This is a genomic window from Pseudomonas sp. SJZ078 (assembly GCF_007828255.1).
Classification (GTDB): Bacteria; Pseudomonadota; Gammaproteobacteria; order Pseudomonadales; family Pseudomonadaceae; genus Aquipseudomonas.
Genome location: NZ_VIUG01000005.1, coordinates 41,143 through 62,248, shown reverse-complemented (window position 1 = coordinate 62,248; position 21,106 = coordinate 41,143). Strand labels below are relative to the sequence as shown.

The window sequence follows — 21,106 nt, the reverse complement described above, 5'->3', positions numbered from 1 at the left end:
TCGGCGGGAGGTTGCGGGGGATCATACGTGGCGTAGGTCTGATCACCAACCGCGAGGATGTCGCAGAATCCTACAAGATAGGTGGAGTTTTCCTGTTTTGCGTTGTTTCAAGGAAAGGCCTCAACCCTCCCGTTCCAGCACCTTCTCCGCCTCGATGGCACCTCTATTCCGGGTCTTGAGTTCACTGACAATCACCGCCGCCACGATCAAACCGGCACCCACCAGCGCAATCCCCGGCAACCGCTCGCCCGCCAGGCGCCCCGCAATACCGGCCCACACCGGCTCGCCGGCATAGATCAGCGTGGCACGGGTCGGCGAGACGCTTTTCTGCGCCCAGTTCATCGCCACCTGGATCGCCGCGCTGGCTGCGCCCAGGCCCACCGCGCTGAACAGCAGCAGCCAGGAGAATCCCGGAACCGCCTCTTGGGTCGGCACGACCATCAGGAACGCCAGCACCGCGGTGCTTGCCAGTTGCACCACGGTCACCCGGCGTACATCGACCTGGCCGGCATAGGTACTGATCAGGATGATTTCGGCGGCAATCGCGATGGCGCTGATCAGCGTGGTGATTTCGCCGGGACTGAAATTCAGCGACGCGCCGGCGGGGCCTGATAGCAGCATCAGCCCGGTGAACGCTAGCATGATGCCGATGCTCGGCATCAAACCCGGCCGCCGGCCCAGCACCAGCCACTGCAACAGCGGCACGAAGGGCACGTAGAGCGCGGTGATGAACGCCGACTGGCTGCTGGGGATGGTTTGCAGGCCGACCGTCTGCAAACCGTAGCCGAGCATGATCGCCACGCCGATGAAGCAGCCGGCCTTGAGTTCGAACAGGGTCAGGTCCCGTAGATGGCGCCAGGAGAACAACGCGACGAACGCCGCCGCGGCGGCAAAGCGCAAGCCGACGAAAAACATCGGCCCGCTGACGGTCATGGCGTGCTGCACCAACAGGAAAGTACCGCCCCAGATCATGGTGATCAGCACCAGCACGCACTCGGCCTTGCTGAGCCGCAGGAAACGGGAGGAAGTTTGAGGGGAGTTCACCGATGCCATGACCTTGCGCGCCATTGGAGGGGGACGCACAATGCGTCCGAAGTTGGGCAGTATAATGCGCAATCTCGATAAATGAGCCATACCGTGCACAAAGAAAACGGCCAGCGCGCCTCAGTCCTGCAACACGTCAGTCAGAACGTCCGCCGTCTGCGACACGCCGCGCAGCTCAGCCAGACGGCCTTGGCACAGTTGTCCGGGGTCAGCCGGCGGATGCTGGTTGCCATCGAGGCCGGTGAAAAGAATGTCAGCCTGAGCACCCTGGATCGTGTCGCCGAAGCCCTTGATGTAGCTTTCAGCGACTTGATCCAGGCGCCCGATGCCCGTGATCCGAGCCGCATCAACGAGCTGGCCTGGGCCGGCGCGATCCCCGGCAGCAAAGCCGTGCTCCTGGCCAAGGCCAATGCCAGCCGCGAAGTCGAACTGTGGGAGTTGCGCCTGGAGCCGGGCGAACGCTACGCGTCTGAACCGGATAACGACGGCTGGAGCGTGCAACTCTATGTATTCGAGGGGTGCCTGACTGTGCTGCTGGGCGATGAAGAGCGGCGGATAGGCTCGGGGGAGTTTTTCATGTTCGCCAGCAACCAGCCCCACGCTTATCGTAATGAGGGGCCGGTGGCGGTACGATTTGTACGCAACGTGGTGATTTGACGCCTGGGGGAGAGCGGTATGGATACAACGCCGGAGCAACAGGCGAACGACATCGCCCGTGAAGCCGATGTGGTCATTGTCGGCGGCGGTCTGAGCGGCACCATGCTGGCGGCGCAATTGCTGCGTCTGCCGGGTCGACGCAAGGTGCTGATCGTCGAGCCGCGCAGCGAACTGGGCCGGGGCGAGGCCTACAGTGCCGTGGAGCTGGGGCACACCTTGAACGGCAATGCGGCACGGATGAGCGTCGATCCGGACAACGCCGACGACCTGACCCAATGGCTGACCGCTTTCATCGAAGCCGGTGGCTGGCCCGAGTCGGACCAGCAGCACGTGCCGGTCAGTGAGCTGTTTCCCCCTCGCGGAATGTTTGGCCTGTATGTGCAACAGCGTTTGGCCGAGGCCCAGGCACTGGGCGAATCGAACGGTTCTATGGCCGAGCATGTGCGAGGGGAGGTGGTGGACCTGCAACTCGCCGATGACCGGGTCCTGCTGACGCTGAACGACGGCCAGACCCTGGGTGGACGTTTCGCCGTGCTGGCGACTGGCATGTTCCCGGCGGCACGAACCCCGCAAACCGAGTCCACTGGCCTGAATGCCGCTGCCCTGGATCCTTGGGACGTGACTGCGATGCGCCAGCTCGATCCGCAGTCCACGGTGCTGATCATCGGTTCGGGGCTGACCATGGTTGATGCCGTGGTTTCCCTGGAGCAGGCCGGGCACCGTGGGCCCATCGAAGTGTTTTCCCGCCATGGCTTGCTGCCCCATGTGCGGCGCCAACCGCCCGCCTGGGCGGATTTCCTCGCTGAAGATCACAGCCTACGTTCGCTACGCCAATTGATGAGAGCCCTGCGTGAGCAATGCCGTCAGGCCCAGGCCCAAGGCATCGATTGGCAGGCGCCATTGGACACGGTACGTGCCCATATCGGGCGCTTGTGGAGCCAGGCCAGTGATGTGCAGCGTCGGCAATTCGTCCGGCACGTCCGGCCGTGGTGGGAGAGCCATCACCATCGTTCGCCGCCGTTGAGTGCCGAACTGGTGGCGCGCCTGCACGAAGAGGGGCGGCTGCGGATTCAGGCGGCGTCGTTCAAGGGGCTGGTTGAGTCTACCGAGGGGACAGTGGGGATTCGCATACGCCGGCGGGGTGAGGCGGGGTTAACGATGGTGCAGGGCGCCGCGCTGATCAACTCCAGTGGCATCGAATATGATTGGCGACGGGTCGCAAGACCGTTGCCGCAACAGCTCCTGGCCCGCGGCCTGATCCAGCCCGGCCCACTGGCCCTGGGCATCGCCGCCCGTCCCGACGGTGCGGTGCTCAACGCTCAAGGCGAGCCCGCCGAACGTTTGTTCGCCATGGGCCCGCCGTTGCGTGGGATGTGGTGGGAAAGTACCGCGGTGACCGACGTTGCCAGTCAAGCCAAGGCACTGGCGGCGCGTCTGGCCGAATTGCAAACCTAATATTGAAATTGAGCAAAAATTTGTGGCGAGGGGATGAATCCCCTCGCCACAAGGGAACGTGTTCACTTAAGTGAGGGTTACAGCTCAGTGAGCCTCACCCACCGCTGTTCCCGCGCCGCCAGGCGAATCGCCGCCGCCAGGCGTTCCACCGCCCAGGCTTCTTCGAAATCCATACCGTGACCTGCTTCGCCGGCCAGTGCCAGGATCAGCTCCTGCACCTCCAGGGTTTTCAATTCGTTGTAGCCCAGCTGGTGCCCGGCGGCGGGGCTGAAGGCGGCATAGCCAGGAAGATCCGGGCCGGCCAGCAGGCACTGGAAACCGGTTTCGCCGGCGCGGCACAGGCGCAGTTCATTGAGCCGTTCCTGATCGAATGTCAGTGTTCCCAGAGTGCCACTGATCTCGAACGCCAAGTGGTTCTTGTAGCCGTGCTTGAGCCAGCTGCTGCTCACCGTGCCACGGGCACCACTGCTGAAGCGCAGCAGGGCGTGGACCTGATCGTCCACCGCGATGGCGCGTTGTTCGGAATTGCCGGCGCTGGCGGGGCGTCGGGTGTGTACGGTCTGACTGTCGGCACAGACCGCTTCGACATCGCCCAGCAGGTAACGGGCCATCGCCAGCAAGTGGCTGCCCAGATCCGCCAGTGCACCGCCGGCATGGGCCGCTTCGCAGCGCCATGACCATGGCGAGGCCGGATTGGCCATGAAGTCTTCGCTGAACTCGCCCTGGAAACTGACGATCGACCCCAGCTCCCCGCGTTGGATGAGGTCCCGTGCCAATTGGATGATCGGGTTGTGCTGGTAGTTGTAGCCAACCCGCGTGACCACCCCGGCGGCCTTGGCGGCCTGGCGCATCTGTTCGGCCTGTTCCAGGGACACCGCCAGGGGCTTTTCGCAATAGACTGCCTTGCCCGCCGCCAGCGCCGCCATGGCCATTGGGTAATGCAGGTGGTTGGGAGTGGTGATGGCGACCAGATGGACCTTCGGGTCGTCGATCAGTTTTTGCCAGTCGCTATGCACCGTCTCGAACCCCCAGCTGTTGGCGCATTGCCGGGCACGCTGCGGATCGGCATCGGCCAGGGCCGCCAGGGTCAGGTTCAGGGGGAGGTCGAATACCGCTCTGGCATTGTTGAACGCCAAGGCGTGGGCACGGCCCATGAAGCCGGTGCCAATCAGACCGATGCCGAGGTCATGCATGAGAAGAGCCCTTTGAATAATTATTTTCAGGAGGGCTATTTATGGAATAAATATTCGCTAATTGCAAATATTGGAATAAATATTCAGTCGTGCGATCGCTGCAATCCCTGTGGGAGCGGGCTTGCTCGCGAATGCGCTGAGTCAGTCACCCTCTCAGTTGTCTGGCTCACCGCTTTCGCGAGCAAGCCCGCTCCCACAGGGGGGACAGTGCGTTGTCAGGACAGAAACCCACCATCCACATTCAGCGCCACACCCGTGGTGTAGCTAGACGCGTCACTGGCCAGGTACAGCACGGTGCCGGCCATTTCGCTCGGGTCGGCCACGCGCTTGAGCGGGATCTGCGCCAGGGCGGTTTTCAGGATCGCGTCGTTCTTGACCAGCGCCGAGGCGAACTTGGTGTCGGTCAGGCCCGGCAGCAGGGCGTTGCAGCGGATGCCGAACTGCGCGCACTCCTTGGCGAATACCTTGGTCATGTTGATCACCGCGGCCTTGGTCACCGAGTAGATGCCCTGGAAGATACCCGGCGAGATGCCGTTGATCGATGCCACGTTGATGATGCTGCCGCCACCGTTCTCGCGCATCAGCTTGCCGGCTTCCACCGACATGAAGAAATAGCCGCGAATGTTCACATCGACGGTTTTCTGGAAAGCGCCCAGGTCGGTGTCCAGTACATTGCAGAACTGCGGGTTGGTGGCTGCGTTGTTCACCAGGATGTCCAGGCGCCCGAACTGCTCGCGGATGCCGGCGAAGACCTGACTGATCTGCTCCATTTCCCCGATGTGGCAGGCGATGGCGGTGGCTTTGCCGCCTGCGGCGATGATGGCGTCGGCCACGTGCTGGCAACCGTCGAGCTTGCGGCTGGAAACGATCACATGGGCGCCTTGCTGGGCCAGCAACTTGGCGATAGCCTCGCCGATGCCACGGCTGGCGCCGGAAACGAAGGCGATTTTACCGTCGAGGTCGAACAACTGGGTCTTGGACATGCTGTTTCCTTGTCATGGTGTGCGCTCAGAGCGTGGATTGGCCTATGACCTGCAGGCTCATCTGCTCCAGCAGTTTGTTCATCTGAACGAACTGCGCGAAGCGTTGATCCTGGGTCTGGCCGTGGAAGAAGCGGTAGTAGATCTGCTGGACGATCCCGGCCAGGCGGAACAAGCCATAGGTGTAATAGAAATCGAAATTGTCGATGCGGATCCCGGCGCGCTCGGCGTAGTAATCCACGAATTCGCGACGGGTCAGCATGCCGGGCGCGTGGCTGGGCTGGCGGCGCATCAACTGGACCGGTGCCGGGTCCGTCGCCTCGATCCAGTAGGCGAGGCTGTTGCCCAGGTCCATCAGCGGGTCGCCGAGGGTGGTCAGTTCCCAGTCCAGCACGCCGATGATCTGCATCGGATTGTCCGGGTCGAGGATCACGTTGTCGAAACGGTAGTCGTTGTGGACGATGCTGGAGACGGGATGGTCGGCCGGCATCTTGTCGTTGAGCCAGGCCTTGACCGTCTCCCATTTCGGCGCGTCGGGGGTCAGGGCTTTCTCATAGCGCTCGCTCCAGCCACGGATCTGCCGGGCCACGTAACCGTCGGGTTTGCCGAGGTCGGCCAGGCCGCACGCGTGGTAATCGACCCGATGCAGTTCGACGAGCCGGTCGATGAAGCTCTTGCACAGTGCTTCGGTGCGGGCGGCGTCGAAACCCAGCTCGGGCGGCAGGTCGGAGCGCAGGATGATGCCCTTGACCCGTTCCATCACGTAGAACTCGGCGCCCATGACCGACTCATCGGTGCAGTGCACGTAGGCTTTCGGGCAATACGGGAACTCATCGCGCAACTGGTTGAGGATACGGAACTCACGGCCCATGTCATGGGCGGATTTGGCCTTGTGGCCGAACGGTGGACGGCGCAGGACGAATTCCTGTTCGGGGTACTCCAGCAGGTAGGTCAGGTTCGATGCGCCGCCGGGAAACTGGCTGATTCGTGGTGCGCCGGTCAGGCCGGGGATGTGGGCCTTGAGGTACGGGTCGATCAGGTTGGCATCGAGTTCTTCACCGTCGCGTACGCGGGTGGACTGATCAGTAAACGCCATGCTTATCCCTTCTGCTTATTCTGGAGGCCATCGATCATTGGCTAATCTAATGGCGCGTGGGAGGCGTCACAAGCACGCCGGGGTCTTATAGGTTAGCGTGTTGCAGGATAATCAGCGGGCCTGATACATCGTGGCGGGCGCGCCGGGCCTGGACCAGCTAAGGTTCAGGGGTGTCGCTTTCAAGGAGAGTTATCACGATGGGATCCCCACAGGTCTGTAGCACCGCCACCCTGCAATGCAGCTTCGGCGCAGCCCCGGCGGTGCTCAATGTACTGCCGGTCAATCGGATGCTGACCGGTGGGATGCCGGCGGCGAATATCATGGATCACATTCCGTTGGTGAACGTCACCACGTTTGGGATGTGCATGAGCCTGGCGAACCCTACGGTAGCCGCTGCGACTGCGGCGGCTCTGGGTGTGTTGACGCCCATGCCTTGTATTCCGGCTACTGCTGCGCCCTGGATACCGGGTGGGGCGCCGACCTTGCTGTTGGGCAACATGCCGGCCATCGACGCCAACAGTACCCTGATGTGCACCTGGGCCGGGGTGATCAAGATCGTCGTGCCGGGGCAGGTGTTGATGTTGATTCCCTGATCGGCCGCCAGCCCCGTGAATTTCCACACAGAACTTCGGGGGACACTTTCCTCTGTGGGAGCGGGCTTGCCCGCGAAGGCGGTGGGTCAGTTAGCCTATTCGTCGTCTGCTACACCGCTTTCGCGAGCAAGCCCGCTCCCACAGTTTGTTCCGAAGTGTTCATGGCAGAGTGTTCGTCGCCGAACCTTTTGTGGGAGCGGGCTTGCCCGCGAAGGCGGTGGGTCAGTTAGCCTATTCGTCGTCTGATACAGCGCTTTCGCGAGTAAGCCCGCTCCCACAGGGGATCTATGGTGGGCAGAAAATCTATGCTGGACAGCTCCCCGGTGTGCTCAAGCCTGCGCCGGGTCGTTCCAGCGCCGGAACCACCAGCGCAGTCGGGAGATCGGCTTGCCATCCGCATCCAGCGGTCGTCCATCCTCGGCGTAGGCGTGGGCCGGTTCCAGCAGTTGGCCGTTGAGGTAACGGGCCTCGACCGCCGGGTTACCGTTGGGGTGCAGGCGGCGATAGCGGCCGTCGCGCACGCCGTCGCGATAGAACTCGGCCTCGGCCAGTTGCCCATTGGGGAAGTAATTGTTGGCTTCGCCGTGCAGCAATCCGTCGCGATAGGTGGCCTGGCGTTGCAACCCACCTTCGGCCGCGTAGAAGCTCGCCACGCCCTGCAGCTTGCCTTTCACGAACGGCAGCACTGCCGAAACCTTGCCATTGGGGTGATACAGGGTGCTGGTGCCTTGCAGTTCACCTTGGCTGTAGTTGAGTTTCGCTTGCGGGCGTCGGGCTTCTTCGATGTATAACGGGCCGTCGAGCCGGCCGTCGATCGACTGACCGCTCAGTTGGCTGTCGCCACGTTCCACATCGAGCTTCTTCGAGGCCATCGTTGCGCTCCTGTCAGTTGACCTTCACCAGGCCGCCCTTGATGGTCAGCATGCCGCCGCCGTCCACCGTCTGTTCGGCGGCGGCCTTGTTGACCAGGCTGATGCCCGCGTCATTGGTCAGTGTGGTGCCGGCCTTGTTCTCCAGCGAGGTGCCGGCCTGGTTGCTCAAGGCGGTGCCGGCCTTCTGGCTGATGGAGGTGCTGGCCTGGGCCGCCAGGTCTGCGCCGCTCTTGATCGCGAAACTGCCGCCGCTTTGCAGGGTCAGGGTGCCGCTGACCTTGATGGTCAGGTTGCCGTCCACGGTCAGTTCGTAGTTACCGGTGACCTTGTGCGTGTAGTTACCGCCAGTGTTGTGGGTCTGGTCCGAGCCCACGGTCACGGTGCGAGTGTCTTTGACATCGAGGCTGTCGCTGCCGGTCTGGATCGTCACGCTGCGCTTGCCTTTCTCCAGGGTGATGGTCTCGTCGCCGTCCTTGACCGTGCGGGTGCGGGCGTTCTGCACCGTGAGGGTTTCGTCGTGGCCGACGGTGGCGGTGGTGTCGTTGAGCACGTTGATGTTGAAGTCTTTCTGGGCCTGGAGAAACACCTCCTCGGCATCCTTTTTGTCCTCGAAGCGCAGCTCGTTGAAACCACCGCCGCCCTTGGACGAGTTGGTCTTGATCCCGGATTGGGTCTGGTTCGCCGGCAGCGCGTAGGGCAGGGCGTTGTCGCCGTTGTAGACGCAGCCGGTCACCAGCGGGCGATCGGGGTCGCCGTCGATGAAGGTGACGATGACTTCCTGGCCGATCCGCGGCACGAACTGCATGCCAAAACCCTTGCCGCTCCAAGGCAGGACCACCCGCACCCAGCAGGACGAGGTTTCGTCGTTCTTGCCGGTGCGGTCCCAGGGGAACTGCAGCTTGATCCGCCCGTACTCGTCGGTCCAGATTTCTTCACCGGCCTTGCCCACCACCAACGCGGTCTGGGTGTGCATGCGCGGTTTCGGCGAAAGGCGGGCCGGTCGGTATGGCGTGGCCTTGGGGATCGCTTCGAAGCGATTGCGATAGCTGTCGTGGCTGGCTTCATGACTGACCGAGGTGACTACCCAGTCGATATTCAACGACGGGTCTTCGTGGCCGGCGAGGGTGAACCAATACCCCGGCACCAGCCAGCGGCAATCGCTTTCGCCGACAAACCGCTGCGCCTGGCTGCGCAAGCCGTCCACCCGCTGCTTTGTCAGTGCATCGCCCTGGGACTTGGCGTTGTAGCCGCCCGGATGCTCGTATATCGAACTGGGTCCGGCCACGGCCTCGGCCTGGCTGTAGAGCGAGGTCGTCGGTGTGGTGAATTCGTAGTCGGTTGCCTGATAGACCCCGGCCACCGCTTGCAGGGACACGTGCCCCGAGCGAATGCCATGCAGTTCCCGCTCGCCCATTCCTTGCCCGAGATAGTTCACCGTCGGCCCGTTGGGAATCGGTGCGAAGGCGTCGTTGCTGTCGGCCAACACCAGGGTGTGCTTGCCGGCTTCATGGCTGAAGAACCAGAAAATCCCGTCTTCTTCCAATAGCCTGGAAACGAAGGCCAGATCGGTTTCGCCGTACTGCACGCAGTACTCCCTCGGCGTGTAGCTGCCGCTGAGCTTGAGCTGGAAATCGGTAAACCCGTGGGCCTTGAAGATCGTGGTGACGATGTCTGACGTGGCGAGGTTCTGGAACACCCGGTTGTTGCTGGCCAGGCTCAGCCACCAGAGCCAGGGCCTGAGCAGCAGCTGATAGCGCTCGGCGGTGGCATCGGCGGGCAGTTGGCGGATTTCGGCGACCAGCCAATCCAGCGGGCGCAGCAGGGCGTCCTTGTGCAGGGTGGTGGTGACATGGCTGGCGATTGCGCTGGCGAGCGTCAGCGGGGCGCCGTCGACGACACCATTGAGGATATGCGAGCCCAGGGTATTGAGGCTTTCTTCACCGGACAGCGATTCGGGGTACAGCGCCGCCACCGTGGCGGCGCTGAGGGAGAGGGTGGTGTTGCTGTCGGTGGAACGGGGCATCCTGCATCCTCGGCAGAGCGAAGGTTCATTCGTTGATCAGTTTCATGTAGGTGAGATTGTCGTTAACGTTACCCGTGGCTCTGCCGATCAAATCGTTGGTGTCATATCTATAGACTTCCAATGTCACACTGGCTTTCTGCAACGCCTCACGAAAGCAGTTCTCCGCAGACACCTCATCGGCAACATTGCTATTCCAATCCGTCAGTCCGGGATGGCTGCTGACGACCGTGAGGGGGCGAGTGGCAAAACGTATGAGTTTCTTGAATTTTGCGTTGCCGCTGCCTTTATAGTCGGATTGCTTGAAGCTGATATAGAAATGCGGGGGAAGCCCGGTTCTATTGTTCGTGACACTTCCGGTACCTGCCTCCACCACCCTGGCTCGTAAAAGATCCCAGTTTTGCTGGCTGAATTTGTCGGCATGAAAGATCTCCCCACCCATCCTGCCCCCTGCATCGGTTAACGTTGTAAGGGTGATGTCGTTCACACTCGCGAGTATCAGATCGCCTGCCATGCTGCCTCCTTTGCTTGCAGCCTGAATAACAAAGTGGGCATCAGCGCAGCAGGTGTCATTCCAACACCCACTCCGCCAACTTCCCCGTCACCTGCGTCATCAGCACATTCTCGACATCCCGCGCCCCAGCCGCGCTGCACTTGGCGAGTACGGCCTTGACGATTCCTGCATCGAACTCGAACGGCTTGCCCGTCGCTGCCTTGTAGCGCCCGCGCAATTTCTCCAGCTTTGCCAGCACGATCCCTTCCAGCGTCGCCTCATCCAGCGGCCGATACGCCACCACCGTCATGCGCGCCAGGAACGCCGGGCGAAACGCTTGCAGCAGCACTTTGTGCAGGGCTTCGTTGAAGGCATCGCTGCCCACTTGCGCGGCCGGTGTATCCAGCAGCAATTCGGCGCCGACGTTGCTGGTAGCGAGCATCACGGTGTTCTTGAAGTCCACCACCAGGCCGGTGCCGTCCTCCATCAGGCCTTTGTCGAAGACGTTGTAGAACGCTTCGAGCACGTCCGGGTGGGCCTTTTCGATTTCATCCAGCAGCACCACCGAATAGGGTTTGCGCCGCACTGCTTCGGTGAGTACGCCGCCGCTGCCGTAGCCGACATAGCCGGGTGGGGCGCCTTTGAGTTGGCTGACCGTGTGGGCTTCCTGGTACTCCGAGAGGTTGATGCTGATCAGGTTGCGCTCGCCGCCGTACAAGGCATCGGCCAGGGCATAGGCGGTTTCGGTCTTGCCTACCCCGGTAGGGCCGACCAGCAGGAACACGCCCACCGGTTTCTGCGGATCGGTGAGGCCGGCGCGGTAGGCCTGCAGGCGTTGGGCGATGGTGTTGAGCGCGGTGCCCTGGCCCATGACCCGCAGGCCCATGCGCTGGCCGAGGGTGCGCACGGCATGGGCTTCATCGGCGAGCATCTTGCCCACGGGGATGCCGGTCCAGCCGGCGATCACGGCGGCCACGGTCTTGCTGTCCACCTGTTCGGGCACCAGTGGGTCGTCCTGGCGAATGGCATCGAGGCCGGCTTCCAGGCGCAGCAGTTCGGCGGCCAGATGGTCGATACGGTTATCGATTTCGGTATCGGCTTTTTCAGCGTCGGCGCGTTCGCTCAGGGCCAGCAGTTCGCGCCGGGTGTCGAGCAGTTCGCGCACGGCTTCGCGTTCTTCACCCCAGCGGGTTTCCAGTTCGCGGATGGCCTGCACGTTGTCGGTGGATTCACCTTCCAGCAGGGTAATGCGCTCACGATGGTCCAGCCCGGTGGCCTGCTCCCGGCGCAGGCGTTCGACTTCGTCCTGGAGGCTGTTCTGCCGGTGCCGCAGGCTTTCCAGTGGCGGCGGCACATCGTGCTGGCCAAGCGCGACCCGGGCGCAGGCGGTGTCGAGCACGCTGATGGCCTTGTCTGGCAGCTGCCGGCCGGAAATGTAGCGATGAGAGAGCTTCACTGCTTCGTGGATCGCCGCATCCAGCACTTGTACCCCATGGTGCTGTTCCAGCTTGCTGGCCACGCCACGGAGCATCTCCACGGCCGTGAGTTCATCCGGCTCCTCGACCTGCACCAGTTGGAAGCGCCGGGCCAGGGCCGGGTCTTTCTCGAAGTATTTCTTGTATTCCAGCCAGGTGGTGGCAGCCAGGGTGCGTAGCTCGCCCCGGGCCAGGGCCGGTTTGAGCAGGTTGGCTGCGTCGCTGCCGCCCTCCGTGCCGCCGGCACCGATCAGAGTGTGGGCTTCGTCGATGAACAGAATGATCGGCTTCTCGGCGCTGCGTACCGCGTCGATCACGCCTTTGAGGCGCTGCTCGAATTCGCCCTTGACTCCTGCGCCTGCCTGCAACAGGCCCAGATCGAGCACCCGCAGCGTGACTTCCTGCAGCGACGGCGGCACATCCCTGGCGGCGATGCGCAGGGCCAGGCCTTCCACCACGGCGGTCTTGCCGACCCCCGGCGCACCCACCAGAATCGGGTTGTTCTGCCGACGCCGGAGCAGGATATCGATGCATTGGCGGATCTCGCCGTCGCGGCCGACGATGGGGTCGATGCGGCCGTTGCGGGCATCGTCGGTGAGGTCCTGGGTGTACTGGTCGAGCACCGGATCCTGTTTTTGCACTGCCTCCCCGGGCTTGGCCGGACGAGTAACGCCGACATGCTCCCGGGAGCTTTCGGTCCATTCCAACAGGTGGGCGCGCAGGGTGTCTCGGGGAATGCGCAGCAGCGACGAGGCGCTGTTGAGCAACAGACTGCGGCGCTCATCGCGGTCCAGCAGCGCCAGTAGCAACAGCCCCGAGCGGATGCTGTCCAGGCCGAGCACGCTGGCCTGGACCACGGCGTCTTCCAACAGGCCAATGGTTTGCGCGGACAGGGCGGGCGTGCGGGTGCTGCCGGACTTGAACAGATCCAGGGCCTTGTTGGTTTCTGTCGCCACCGCGTCCCGTTCCAGCCCGAAGCGCGGCAACAGGCAGGCGAAGTCGCCGCCTTCGATGTCCAGCAATTCCAGCAACAGGTGCTCGATTTCCACGTAGTGATGACTGCGCTGCATGCAGCGCTGCGCGGCCCGCTCCAGGGCGCGACGGTTGTCCGGGTTGAGGCGTCCGATCAGGCTGGCCAGTTCCATTTCAGGCGATCTCCGGCTGACGAAGGCGGGTTTCGATGCGTTGCAGGGCCAGGCTCGACTGCCGTTGCAGGCCGCCGTTCCAGTTCAGTCGCGGCGGAGCCTGATGGCCCAGTTGCAGTGGACCGGCGCCACGAATCAGCAGCACCAGGGTGCAATCCAGGTCGGGGCCGAAATACAAGGCATACAGGCTGGCAAGCAGCGGATGGGTCTCGCCGTTGGGCAGCAATCCTCCGGCCTGGGTTGCGCTCAATGGCCCGAGGGTCAGGCGCACGCCGGCATGCTCGTCCCAGACCCGCGTACCGGCCACCGCGCTACGACCCAGGCACAAGTTGCGGCCGCCCGCTTGCAAGCGGCTGCGGCTGGCCGGCGGGATTTCACGCCAACCACCTTCATACGCGCTCAGCTCCACCGGCAGACCGAACTGCTCGCGGACAATGGCCGCGAACCCGGCCAGGGAACGGCGGCCGTCGGCGTACAGCGCGCTGCACGCCAACGCGGCGGAGTCGGGGGCGGCCTGGCGTTCCTGCAAGGCCTTGGGCAGCAGGCCGGTCAGGGCTCGCAGTTGGGCCTGCACGGCGGAGGCGCCCGGAGGGGTGAAGCCCAAGGCGATGCGGTGCTTGCGCATCACTTTGTAGAGCAGGCTGAGCAGGCGGTGCTGGAACAGGTCGAGAAACTCCGCCGGCGCATGATCCCGCGCCCGCGCCCGTTGCTGCAGCCATTCCTGATAGGCATAGGGCAACGGGCCGTCGGGGCCGCCAAGGCCAAAGATCGGCGTGGTCAGCACGGGCGACGAGCCGGGTTCCTCGCTCAGGTTCTCGACTTCGCTGGCGGCGAACAGCGGCGTCAATGGTCCCCGCAGGCGCAACGCTTCGGCATGGGGCGCGGTGCCGCTGCCCAGGGGCTCGGCCTGGGGATGCTCACGCTCCAGCAGCAACAATGCCTGGAGCCATTCGAAACGCTGCGGGTCGTGTCGCAGGCGTTGGCTCAGGTTCAGAGCGTCAGGGGTTTGCCGGCTTGGGGTTGCCATGTCTTCACCTCCCTGTCGGACTGGACCAGCACCGTGCGCACGAAGCGATTGGCGGTGGCATACAGTGAAAAGAACTGCGCCAGTACACCGGAGAACAAGACGGCGCTGCTACCGACGAAATGCTGTGGGTCCAGTTGCAGGCGCACTTCCAGGCCATTGCGCCAGCCGCGCCAGGCGTCTTCGCCGACATGGGCGATGACCCGGTCGCAACCCAGGCCCATGACCCCTTCGATCTGGCGATGGGCGCTGGCCTCGTCCCGCAGGTTGTGCAGTGTCAGGATCTCGCGCAGCGCATCCAATGCCTGGGGGCCTTCCACCAGGGACAAATGGTTGAGGGTCAATTGCGACACCAGCCGCCAGCGCGATTCACCGTCCAGGCGTGGCAGGCTCTGTGGGCTCGGCGGATTGCGCAGGCGGGCCCAGGCCACCGGGCCCGGCCGCTCGAAGCCCAGCGGAGTGCCCGCCGGCAGGCTCTGGGCCAGGTGTCGGCTGGTGCACAACAATTCGGCGGTGAGGCTGTAGTCGCGGGTATCGGCGAGTGGGTCGAGCTGGGTGTCCACCAGGCTGACCATCAAGTCGGTGCCCAGCCGGTTCGGGCTCATGCCGCTGACCCGTCGCGCATGCCAGTAGCAGGTCTGGTCGTTGCCGTGCTGGCTGCCGTAGTAGGCCGGCACCTTGCGCACGCCCTGGCTGGACGTCGCGCGCACAGTGCGGATGCTGTGGATCTCGACACTGTTTTCCCGATGACTGTCGGCCACCAGCCGGTATTCGCTGCGAGTGCCGTCCGGGCGCAGCGGTTCACTGGTCCTGGGAAACAGGTTGATCACCGGCGTGCAGCCCAGGGCGATATCGCTGGCCTGGAGCGGCAAGCGATTGGCGGGGGCGCGATCGAAGACGATATACAGGTACAGGGATGAGCTGTCGCTGGTCGCTCCAGCCAGGGGCAGGTCGAAGAAAGCGAACTTGTCGGGGAAGGCAAAATATTCCGCCAGCAGGCGCATGCCCGGATGCACACCGTCCTCATCCGGCAGCAGGGCTTCGTCGCTGGCGAAACCGACAATCCGCGGCAGGCCGGCCAACGGTTCCGGCACGCTGCCCGGCGCGCCGGCCAGGACCTTGACCGTGTGGGCGCCGAGCAAATCGTACAGCCAGGCGTTGATCATCGGCGAGGCCGCCAGGTGCACCCGCAGGTAATCGATTTCCAGGGTCGACCATTGGCGCTCGCCCAGGCAGTGCAGGTTCAGGCGCAAAGCCGAACGCGCCTGGACCACGCCGGTCAGCGCCTGGGCTTCGTCACTGCCCAGCAGTACGGCTTCGCTGACTTCCAGCGGCCACAGGTGTACGGCGGCGGTGGTGCGAAAGTGAATGCTCTGGCCCTTGTCGGTGGTGACGAACAGGGGCGTGTCCCGGGGCAAGGGATAACCGTCGTCGAGGTTGCCTTTGCTCGGGTCGGGCTCGAACTGCACGATGGCGCAGGAAGGCAACGGACGCATGGCCAGGGGATACAGCTGTTCGAGCAAGGCATCGCTGAATTCGGCGTAGTCATCGTCCAGCCGGCGTTGCAGCCGGGCGGCCAGCAGCGCGAAACCTTCCAGCAGCCGTTCGACGTGCGGGTCCGGGCATTCGCCGGGAGACAGTTCCAGGCGCCGGGCGACTTTCGGATAGCGTTCGGCGAACAGGCTTGCGGCATGACGCAACCAAGTCAGTTCGCGCTGGTAGTAATCCAGCAGTTGCGGGTCAATCGAGTCGCTCATGTCGCACCTCAAGACCGTCGCCGGCGTGCTCGATGACAAATGCCACGGGCCATGCGTGCGGATCGCCACGCAGCACCCCCGACAGCCGTATGCCCAGTTGTTGCGGGTGGCCCGGTACCGGGACGACCTGGACCTCGCCCAGTTGCAGGCGAGGTTCGAAATGGCTGATAGCCTGGTGTATTTCCCGGGTCAGCAGGCGCCGGTCATCGCTGCGCTGTTGTTGCAACGCGGTCCAATCGGCAATGCCGTAATCCAGGATGCTCGGCGGGTCGGTCAGTGCCCGGGGACCGCGTCGGGTGTTGAACAGGCGCTGCAGTTCGGCGTGGACCGAGTCCTGCAGCGCCTGCCGGTCAAATACCCGACCGTGGTCATCCGCCTGGCTGGCCAGGCGTTCGAACAGCGGTGGGCGAAGGCCGAAGCCAGCCATGGCGGCGCTCTTACTTGGTCATCTTGTTGGCCGCCAGGTCCCAGGTCGTGCCCGCCGTGCCTTCCTTGGTGCCGTCGTCTTTCTGAGCGGTGAGTTCCCATTTGATCTTGGTGAAATTCAGCGACAGGGTTTCCACCGGCTTGCCGCCCGTACCACCGCTGACACTGACGTTGGACAGCACGACGTTGGTCAGGGTGTAGACGATGAAGGGCATGATCTGGCCGCTGCCTTCGGCGGCGTTGCGGCCGATGGTGATGACGGCCTGGGGGATCGGTTTGCCGGCGCAGCAATATTCGTTGAGGGACGGTGTGGAGCTGTCGATGAATTTGGTCAGGGTGAACTCACCGATGTGCGGTCGGCCGGAGGTGCGCTCCGAGTTGCTGACGTCATTGGTGACTTGCATCGCCACGTTGTGGCTGTAGGACATGACCTCGATCTTGTCCGTGAAACCCTCCAGCAGGCTATCGCCCTTGATGTCGCCGCCGAGGTCGAGAATGATTGCATCCATGGTGTGGAACTCCAGAAGAAGACAAAGGGGTGCCCAATACTGTTACGCCGAACCTGTGGCGAGGGGATTTATCCCCGCTGGGGCGCGAAGCGGTCCTGAAGACAGTCAACTCGGTGTATCCGATGGATGAGTTGACTGCTCAAGGGGGCTGCTGCGCAGCCCAGCGGGGATAAATCCCCTCGCCACAACAAGCGTCCTCGCCACAGGATTTTTGGGTCAGGCAGCAACCGGTGGCGGCAACGTCGCCACCAGACGGATCGAGGCGGTCAGTTCCTCAAGCTGGAAGTGCGGCCGCAGGAATACCGTGGCGTTGTAAGCCCCGGGCTTGCCGGCCACTTCCGTCACGTCCACCCGCGCCTCGCGCAACGGGTACTGCGCCTTGATCTCCTGGGGCGCGTTGTCGTTAATCAGCACGTAGTCGGCGATCCAGTTGTTGAGGTAGGTCTGCACGTTGTCGCGGGTCATGAAGCTGCCGACCTTGTCGCGCATGATCACCTTCAGGTAGTGGGCGAAACGCGAGGCCGCGAGCACGTAGGGCAACATCGCCGAGATCCGCGCGTTGGCGTTGGCCTCGTTGGTGTTGTAGACCTTGGCCCGGTTGGTGGTCTGGCCGCCGAAGAACACCGCGATGTCGCTGTTCTTCTTGTGGCACAGAGCGATGAAGCCCAGGTCGTTGAGTTCTTTCTCGCGGCGGTCGGTGATCGCTACCTCGGTCGGGCACTTGAGCGACAGGTCCCCGGAGCTGGTGCGGAAGGTATGGGCTGGCAGGCCTTCCACCGCGCCGCCACCCTCGGCACCGCGGATCGCGGCGCACCAGCCATATTTGGCGAAGGCCTCGGTGATGCGTTGCGCCAGCGCCCAGGCTGCGTTGCCCCACAGGTACTTGCTGTGGTCGGTGCCGTTGACGTCCTCGACGTAGTTGATGCCTTCCACCGGCCGGGTGTCCGGGCCGTAGGGCAGGCGCAGGAGGAAGTGTGGCAGCACCAGGGATACGTAGCGCGAGTCTTCGCTTTCACGGAACGAGCGCCACTTGATCAGCTCCTGGCTCTCGAAAATCTTCGACAGGTCCCGGGGTACCGCCAGTTCGGTGAAGCTGGTCATATCGAACAGGCGCGGGCTGGCGGCGGCAATGAATGGGGCGTGGGCCGCGGCGGCGACGTTCGAGAGTTTCTCCAACAGACCGATGTCCTGCGGGTGCCGGCCGAAGGTGTAGTCGCCCACCAGCAGGCTGAACGGGTGTCCGCCGAAGGTGCCGTATTCTTCTTCGTAGATTTTCTTGAACAGCGCGCTCTGGTCGAATTCGACGGCTTTCTCCAGATCGTTCTGCAGTTCTTTCTGGGTGACGTTGAGCAGGCGCAATTTGAGCCGCGTGCTGGTTTCGGTGTTTTGCACCAGCAGGTGCAGGCCGCGCCAGGACGCTTCGAGTTTCTGCAGGTCGGGGTGGTGCAGCACTTCGTTGAGCTGGGCGCTGATCAACTGGTCGATCTGGCTGATCCGATCGTTGATCATCGCCACGGTGTCCTTGTCGATGGCCATGCCTTCGTCGAGGACCTGGGTGGCGAATTCGGCCAGCATGTCGCGGGCGTAATCCTGCTGGCTGTCGTCATGGGCCATACGGCCTTCGGCGATGATCTTGTCCAGCAGGGACAGGGTCTGGGTCGTGCTCTCGCTGGTTTGAGCGCTGGATGAAGCAGGCATGGCTTTATCTCCCTTGAATGATGAGCACGATCAGGCCTGTGGTTCGGCCGGGGCCGGATCATCGTTGGCGGCCACGGTCGGCAGCTCCTGCGGTATGTCCTGGGGCCGGGCCGACTTGATCTCTTGCAGGCCTTCGGTGTTGGCGATCACGTCGCGCAGCAACTTGTCCAGGTCATCGTTGCCGTCGAGCTTGGTCAGCAGGTCGCGCAGGCGTTGACGGGCTTCGAACAGGCGGCGCAACGGCGTAACCTGCTCCACGACCTTGACCGGGTCGAAGTCGTCGATATGGCGGAAGTTGAGTTCGATGTTGAGCTTGCTGTCGTCACCGCTGAGGGTGTTGTTCACCTGGAGCGTGGCGCGGGGGGAGATCGAGGCGAGCACCTCGTTGAAATTGTCGCGGTCGATTTCCGTGAAGCGCCGCTCGTTGAGCTTGGGCAGCGGGTCCAGTGGTTTGCCCGAGAGGTCGGCCAGAATGCCGACGACCAGTGGCAATTCTTTCTTTTCGATGGCATTGCCGATTTCCACGTCATAGGTGATCTGGACGCGGGGAGGACGGACTCTGTCGAGCTTGTGCTGGGTACTTTCTGCCATGGCGGCCGACTCCGATGCATGTGGGGGAGCAATGCATCGGGAGGCCCGCTCATCGCATTCCCTTGCTGATCCGCAGGTTGCAAATGGAGGGCAGAAAACCTGTCATTCCCTTGACGAACCTGGTCCATTCGACCGTGCAGGTCGAACTATCCAAGACGCTAGAACAGGTCTATAAAAATGCAAGCAAAAACGATTTTTGACCGCGACGAAAAGGAAGATTCATTTTGCGTGTGTTTTTTTATGGATTTTTTTTCAGCCTGGCGCTCAGCGGTTGCTCGTTCTTTGCGCCCAGCGTCGACCTGGACAGCCTGACCCTCGACGTCGCGTCCGGCGCCAACGACGACACGCCCATCGCCGTGGATTTCATCGCGGTGAACGATCCCGACCTGCTCAAGCAACTGTCGGTGATCACTGCCCGCCAGTGGTTCGCCGAGCGCGAACAGTTCCAGCGCGACTATCGTCAACTCATGTCGGTGTGGGGGCTGGAGCTGGTCCCGGGGCAGTTCATCGACCGCCAACCCTTCCCGCTGGAGGGCCGGCGCGCCGCTGGACTTTTGGTCTTCGCCAGCTATAACACTCCCGGAGCCCACCGGCTCCGGCTGGACGATCGACGCAAGGCCTGGCTGAAGTTCGACAGTCGAGAGATGAATCTCGTCGACGATGGCCAACGCAATGCCAGTCAGCCTTGAGTGACCGCGGGCCGCCTTGCGCGGCGACACTGGGATGTCGAAGGGAGTCGTATGAGTCTGTTACCTGACGCGGTGTGCTGGCATGAGGGCATGCAACTGTTGCCCCAGCATTTTCAACTGCAGGGGCTGCGCGCCGAGGCCCTGGCCGCCCATGTCGCGGCCGCCTGCAATCCCTGGTTCTGGGGTGTCGGCCAACTGGAGGTCGACCCTTCGGCCCTCAGTGCCGGACAAGTGCGGTTGCTGCAACTGCAAGGCACCTTGCCGGACGGCTTGCCGGTCAATCTCCAGGCCGGTGTCGGGCCGACCCTGGAGCTGGACATCACCGAGGCGGTCAACAAGACCGACGATGCCACCGTCACCGTGTACCTGGCGATCAGCCCGCTCTGGCGCGCCGGGCAATTGCTCCCGCTCAAGGGGCGCCTGCAATCGGTGGTCGGCGATGCGCTGCCGGACCTCACCAGTGGCGAGTTTCCTGAATCGATCACTGTCTGGCGTCCGAACCCGCGGCTGTGCACGCAACTGAGCAAGGCCGATTCGATCTGCCTGCCGCTGCTGCGCATTCGCAAGGAAGGCGGTGGCTTCCTACGGCTGCCCTATACGCCCCCCACGCCGGTGCTGTTGCCCGAATCGGCGCTCGGTCGGCGGGTGGCCGGGCTGTGTGCCCGGGCCCGGGAAAAGTGCCTGTTCCTCGCCGGTCGGTTGCGCCAGGCCCAGGCGGCCGGCAATCAGGACGATGCGCTGGAGATCCGTCGGCAGATGACCGCCTTGTGGGCGCGCCTGCCAGAAGTCGAAGGCAGCCTGAACACCCGGGTGGCCACTCCCCAGGCGTTGTACGGTTTGTTGCTGGGGCTGGCTGGCGCCTGGTCGGCCCTTGATCCGCTGGCCGGTGTGCCGGCATTTGCGCCGCTGGATTTCCTCGAATTGCAACGCGGGTATGAACCGTTGCTCGACTGGCTCGACGCCACCCTGGAACTGGTTCGCGCCGGTTATCGCAGCCTGGCTTTCGAGCGCAATGAGCAGGTTTTCTCCATCCAACTGCCCGACGACCAGCCGAGCCAACGTCTGGTGATCGGCCTGCGCATGCCCAACGGTGCCAGCGAGCAGGCGGCTGCCGATTGGTTGCGTGGTGCGATCATCGCCTCTGCGCCACATGTCCCGCTGTTGAGCCGACAACGCATGAGCGGGTTACCCCATCAGGCCATGAGCCGCAACGAGCAGGTGGCCTATAGCGTGGGTGACGACACCCGGTTGTTCGTGGTGGCCGCCAGCGGCCAATGGTTCGACGGGCAACTGCCCTTGCACATCGTGGCGCCGGCGTCGACCCAGGCCAGCAGCCCGTGGCAAGTGGTGTTGTTTGTCCCGCAAGTCGTTGAAAGTGCCTGATCGCAA

19 protein-coding genes are annotated in these 21,106 nt (G+C 63.4%); 5 read left to right on the top strand and 14 right to left on the bottom strand.

Translation table 11 applies throughout. The features are described from left to right. Positions 1-120: 120 nt before the first annotated feature. The gene (locus FBY02_RS06945; RefSeq protein ID WP_371921398.1) at positions 121-1,134 is read right to left on the bottom strand and encodes a DMT family transporter; all 1,014 of its coding nucleotides are present in this window, start codon (positions 1,132-1,134) and stop codon (positions 121-123) included. Positions 1,135-1,137: 3 nt separating this feature from the next. Here FBY02_RS06945 and FBY02_RS06940 point away from each other — a divergent pair, with 3 nt between their 5' ends. Together FBY02_RS06940 and FBY02_RS06935 are read left to right on the top strand one after the other, a co-directional pair. Next, the gene (locus FBY02_RS06940; RefSeq protein WP_144925119.1) at positions 1,138-1,701 is read left to right on the top strand and encodes a helix-turn-helix domain-containing protein; all 564 of its coding nucleotides are present in this window, start codon (positions 1,138-1,140) and stop codon (positions 1,699-1,701) included. Between the two features lie 18 nt (positions 1,702-1,719). Beyond that, positions 1,720-3,156 carry an FAD/NAD(P)-binding protein gene (locus FBY02_RS06935; protein WP_144925116.1) on the top strand — a complete coding sequence of 479 codons (1,437 nt, stop codon included), beginning with the start codon at positions 1,720-1,722 and terminating at the stop codon, positions 3,154-3,156. Positions 3,157-3,233: 77 nt separating this feature from the next. Here FBY02_RS06935 and FBY02_RS06930 read toward each other — a convergent pair whose 3' ends face one another. The 3 genes from FBY02_RS06930 to FBY02_RS06915 form a co-directional block, all read right to left on the bottom strand. Beyond that, a complete protein-coding gene (locus tag FBY02_RS06930; RefSeq protein WP_144925113.1) occupies positions 3,234-4,349 on the bottom strand; it encodes a Gfo/Idh/MocA family protein in 1,116 nt (371 codons plus the stop codon). 215 nt (positions 4,350-4,564) lie between these two features. Next, positions 4,565-5,332 (bottom strand): SDR family oxidoreductase, encoded by a 768-nt coding sequence (locus FBY02_RS06920; RefSeq protein ID WP_041022123.1) that lies wholly within the window; start codon positions 5,330-5,332, stop codon positions 4,565-4,567. A gap of 25 nt (positions 5,333-5,357) precedes the next feature. Then, entirely contained in the window at positions 5,358-6,425 is a 1,068-nt protein-coding gene (locus tag FBY02_RS06915) for a phosphotransferase family protein (RefSeq protein WP_144925110.1), read from the bottom strand. 197 nt (positions 6,426-6,622) lie between these two features. On the opposite strand from FBY02_RS06915, the gene FBY02_RS06910 reads away from it, so the two are divergent. Next, positions 6,623-7,018: a DUF4280 domain-containing protein gene (locus FBY02_RS06910; protein WP_144925108.1), complete on the top strand. Its 396-nt coding sequence runs from the start codon at positions 6,623-6,625 to the stop codon at positions 7,016-7,018. A gap of 329 nt (positions 7,019-7,347) precedes the next feature. On the opposite strand, the gene FBY02_RS06895 is transcribed toward FBY02_RS06910, so the two are convergent. The 10 genes from FBY02_RS06895 to tssB form a co-directional block, all read right to left on the bottom strand. After that, the gene (locus FBY02_RS06895; RefSeq protein WP_144925105.1) at positions 7,348-7,890 is read right to left on the bottom strand and encodes a toxin-antitoxin system YwqK family antitoxin; all 543 of its coding nucleotides are present in this window, start codon (positions 7,888-7,890) and stop codon (positions 7,348-7,350) included. A 13-nt stretch (positions 7,891-7,903) separates the two neighbouring features. Further along, entirely contained in the window at positions 7,904-9,913 is a 2,010-nt protein-coding gene (gene tssI, locus FBY02_RS06890) for a type VI secretion system tip protein VgrG (RefSeq protein ID WP_144925102.1), read from the bottom strand. Positions 9,914-9,938: 25 nt separating this feature from the next. Beyond that, on the bottom strand, positions 9,939-10,424 hold the full coding sequence (locus FBY02_RS06885; RefSeq protein ID WP_144925098.1) for a hypothetical protein: 486 nt from the start codon (positions 10,422-10,424) through the stop codon (positions 9,939-9,941). A gap of 55 nt (positions 10,425-10,479) precedes the next feature. Continuing rightward, entirely contained in the window at positions 10,480-13,023 is a 2,544-nt protein-coding gene (gene tssH, locus FBY02_RS06880) for a type VI secretion system ATPase TssH (RefSeq protein WP_144925094.1), read from the bottom strand. A 1-nt stretch (position 13,024) separates the two neighbouring features. Then, positions 13,025-14,050: a type VI secretion system baseplate subunit TssG gene (gene tssG, locus FBY02_RS06875; RefSeq protein WP_144925091.1), complete on the bottom strand. Its 1,026-nt coding sequence runs from the start codon at positions 14,048-14,050 to the stop codon at positions 13,025-13,027. Continuing rightward, a complete protein-coding gene (tssF, locus tag FBY02_RS06870; RefSeq protein ID WP_144925088.1) occupies positions 14,014-15,804 on the bottom strand; it encodes a type VI secretion system baseplate subunit TssF in 1,791 nt (596 codons plus the stop codon). The genes tssG and tssF overlap by 37 nt, the downstream gene beginning before the upstream one ends. Beyond that, positions 15,788-16,231: a type VI secretion system baseplate subunit TssE gene (gene tssE, locus FBY02_RS06865; protein ID WP_144925085.1), complete on the bottom strand. Its 444-nt coding sequence runs from the start codon at positions 16,229-16,231 to the stop codon at positions 15,788-15,790. Before tssE ends, tssF begins: the two co-directional genes overlap by 17 nt. 10 nt (positions 16,232-16,241) lie before the next feature. Then, positions 16,242-16,739, bottom strand: a complete 498-nt coding sequence (locus FBY02_RS06860) for an Hcp family type VI secretion system effector (RefSeq protein ID WP_014337905.1) — start codon at positions 16,737-16,739, stop codon at positions 16,242-16,244. 216 nt (positions 16,740-16,955) lie between these two features. Continuing rightward, entirely contained in the window at positions 16,956-18,437 is a 1,482-nt protein-coding gene (gene tssC, locus FBY02_RS06855; RefSeq protein ID WP_047700928.1) for a type VI secretion system contractile sheath large subunit, read from the bottom strand. Between the two features lie 30 nt (positions 18,438-18,467). Next, positions 18,468-19,028: a type VI secretion system contractile sheath small subunit gene (gene tssB, locus FBY02_RS06850; RefSeq protein WP_144925081.1), complete on the bottom strand. Its 561-nt coding sequence runs from the start codon at positions 19,026-19,028 to the stop codon at positions 18,468-18,470. A 224-nt stretch (positions 19,029-19,252) separates the two neighbouring features. On the opposite strand from tssB, the gene FBY02_RS06840 reads away from it, so the two are divergent. Beyond that, positions 19,253-19,717 (top strand): type VI secretion protein, encoded by a 465-nt coding sequence (locus FBY02_RS06840; RefSeq protein WP_144925075.1) that lies wholly within the window; start codon positions 19,253-19,255, stop codon positions 19,715-19,717. A 51-nt stretch (positions 19,718-19,768) separates the two neighbouring features. Then, positions 19,769-21,100, top strand: coding sequence for a type VI secretion system baseplate subunit TssK (gene tssK, locus FBY02_RS06835; protein WP_144925070.1), 1,332 nt, complete (start codon positions 19,769-19,771; stop codon positions 21,098-21,100). The last annotated feature ends 6 nt before the right edge of the window (positions 21,101-21,106 follow it).

Coding starts and splice junctions, on each gene's coding strand:
- FBY02_RS06945 (WP_371921398.1), bottom strand. CDS start 1,134: ATGGCTCATTTATCGAGATTGCGCATTATACTGCCCAACTTCGGACGC.
- FBY02_RS06935 (WP_144925116.1), top strand. CDS start 1,720: ATGGATACAACGCCGGAGCAACAGGCGAACGACATCGCCCGTGAAGCC.
- FBY02_RS06930 (WP_144925113.1), bottom strand. CDS start 4,349: ATGCATGACCTCGGCATCGGTCTGATTGGCACCGGCTTCATGGGCCGT.
- FBY02_RS06920 (WP_041022123.1), bottom strand. CDS start 5,332: ATGTCCAAGACCCAGTTGTTCGACCTCGACGGTAAAATCGCCTTCGTT.
- FBY02_RS06915 (WP_144925110.1), bottom strand. CDS start 6,425: ATGGCGTTTACTGATCAGTCCACCCGCGTACGCGACGGTGAAGAACTC.
- FBY02_RS06910 (WP_144925108.1), top strand. CDS start 6,623: ATGGGATCCCCACAGGTCTGTAGCACCGCCACCCTGCAATGCAGCTTC.
- FBY02_RS06895 (WP_144925105.1), bottom strand. CDS start 7,890: ATGGCCTCGAAGAAGCTCGATGTGGAACGTGGCGACAGCCAACTGAGC.
- tssI (WP_144925102.1), bottom strand. CDS start 9,913: ATGCCCCGTTCCACCGACAGCAACACCACCCTCTCCCTCAGCGCCGCC.
- FBY02_RS06885 (WP_144925098.1), bottom strand. CDS start 10,424: ATGGCAGGCGATCTGATACTCGCGAGTGTGAACGACATCACCCTTACA.
- tssH (WP_144925094.1), bottom strand. CDS start 13,023: ATGGAACTGGCCAGCCTGATCGGACGCCTCAACCCGGACAACCGTCGC.
- tssG (WP_144925091.1), bottom strand. CDS start 14,050: ATGGCAACCCCAAGCCGGCAAACCCCTGACGCTCTGAACCTGAGCCAA.
- tssF (WP_144925088.1), bottom strand. CDS start 15,804: ATGAGCGACTCGATTGACCCGCAACTGCTGGATTACTACCAGCGCGAA.
- tssE (WP_144925085.1), bottom strand. CDS start 16,231: ATGGCTGGCTTCGGCCTTCGCCCACCGCTGTTCGAACGCCTGGCCAGC.
- FBY02_RS06860 (WP_014337905.1), bottom strand. CDS start 16,739: ATGGATGCAATCATTCTCGACCTCGGCGGCGACATCAAGGGCGATAGC.
- tssC (WP_047700928.1), bottom strand. CDS start 18,437: ATGCCTGCTTCATCCAGCGCTCAAACCAGCGAGAGCACGACCCAGACC.
- tssB (WP_144925081.1), bottom strand. CDS start 19,028: ATGGCAGAAAGTACCCAGCACAAGCTCGACAGAGTCCGTCCTCCCCGC.
- tssK (WP_144925070.1), top strand. CDS start 19,769: ATGAGTCTGTTACCTGACGCGGTGTGCTGGCATGAGGGCATGCAACTG.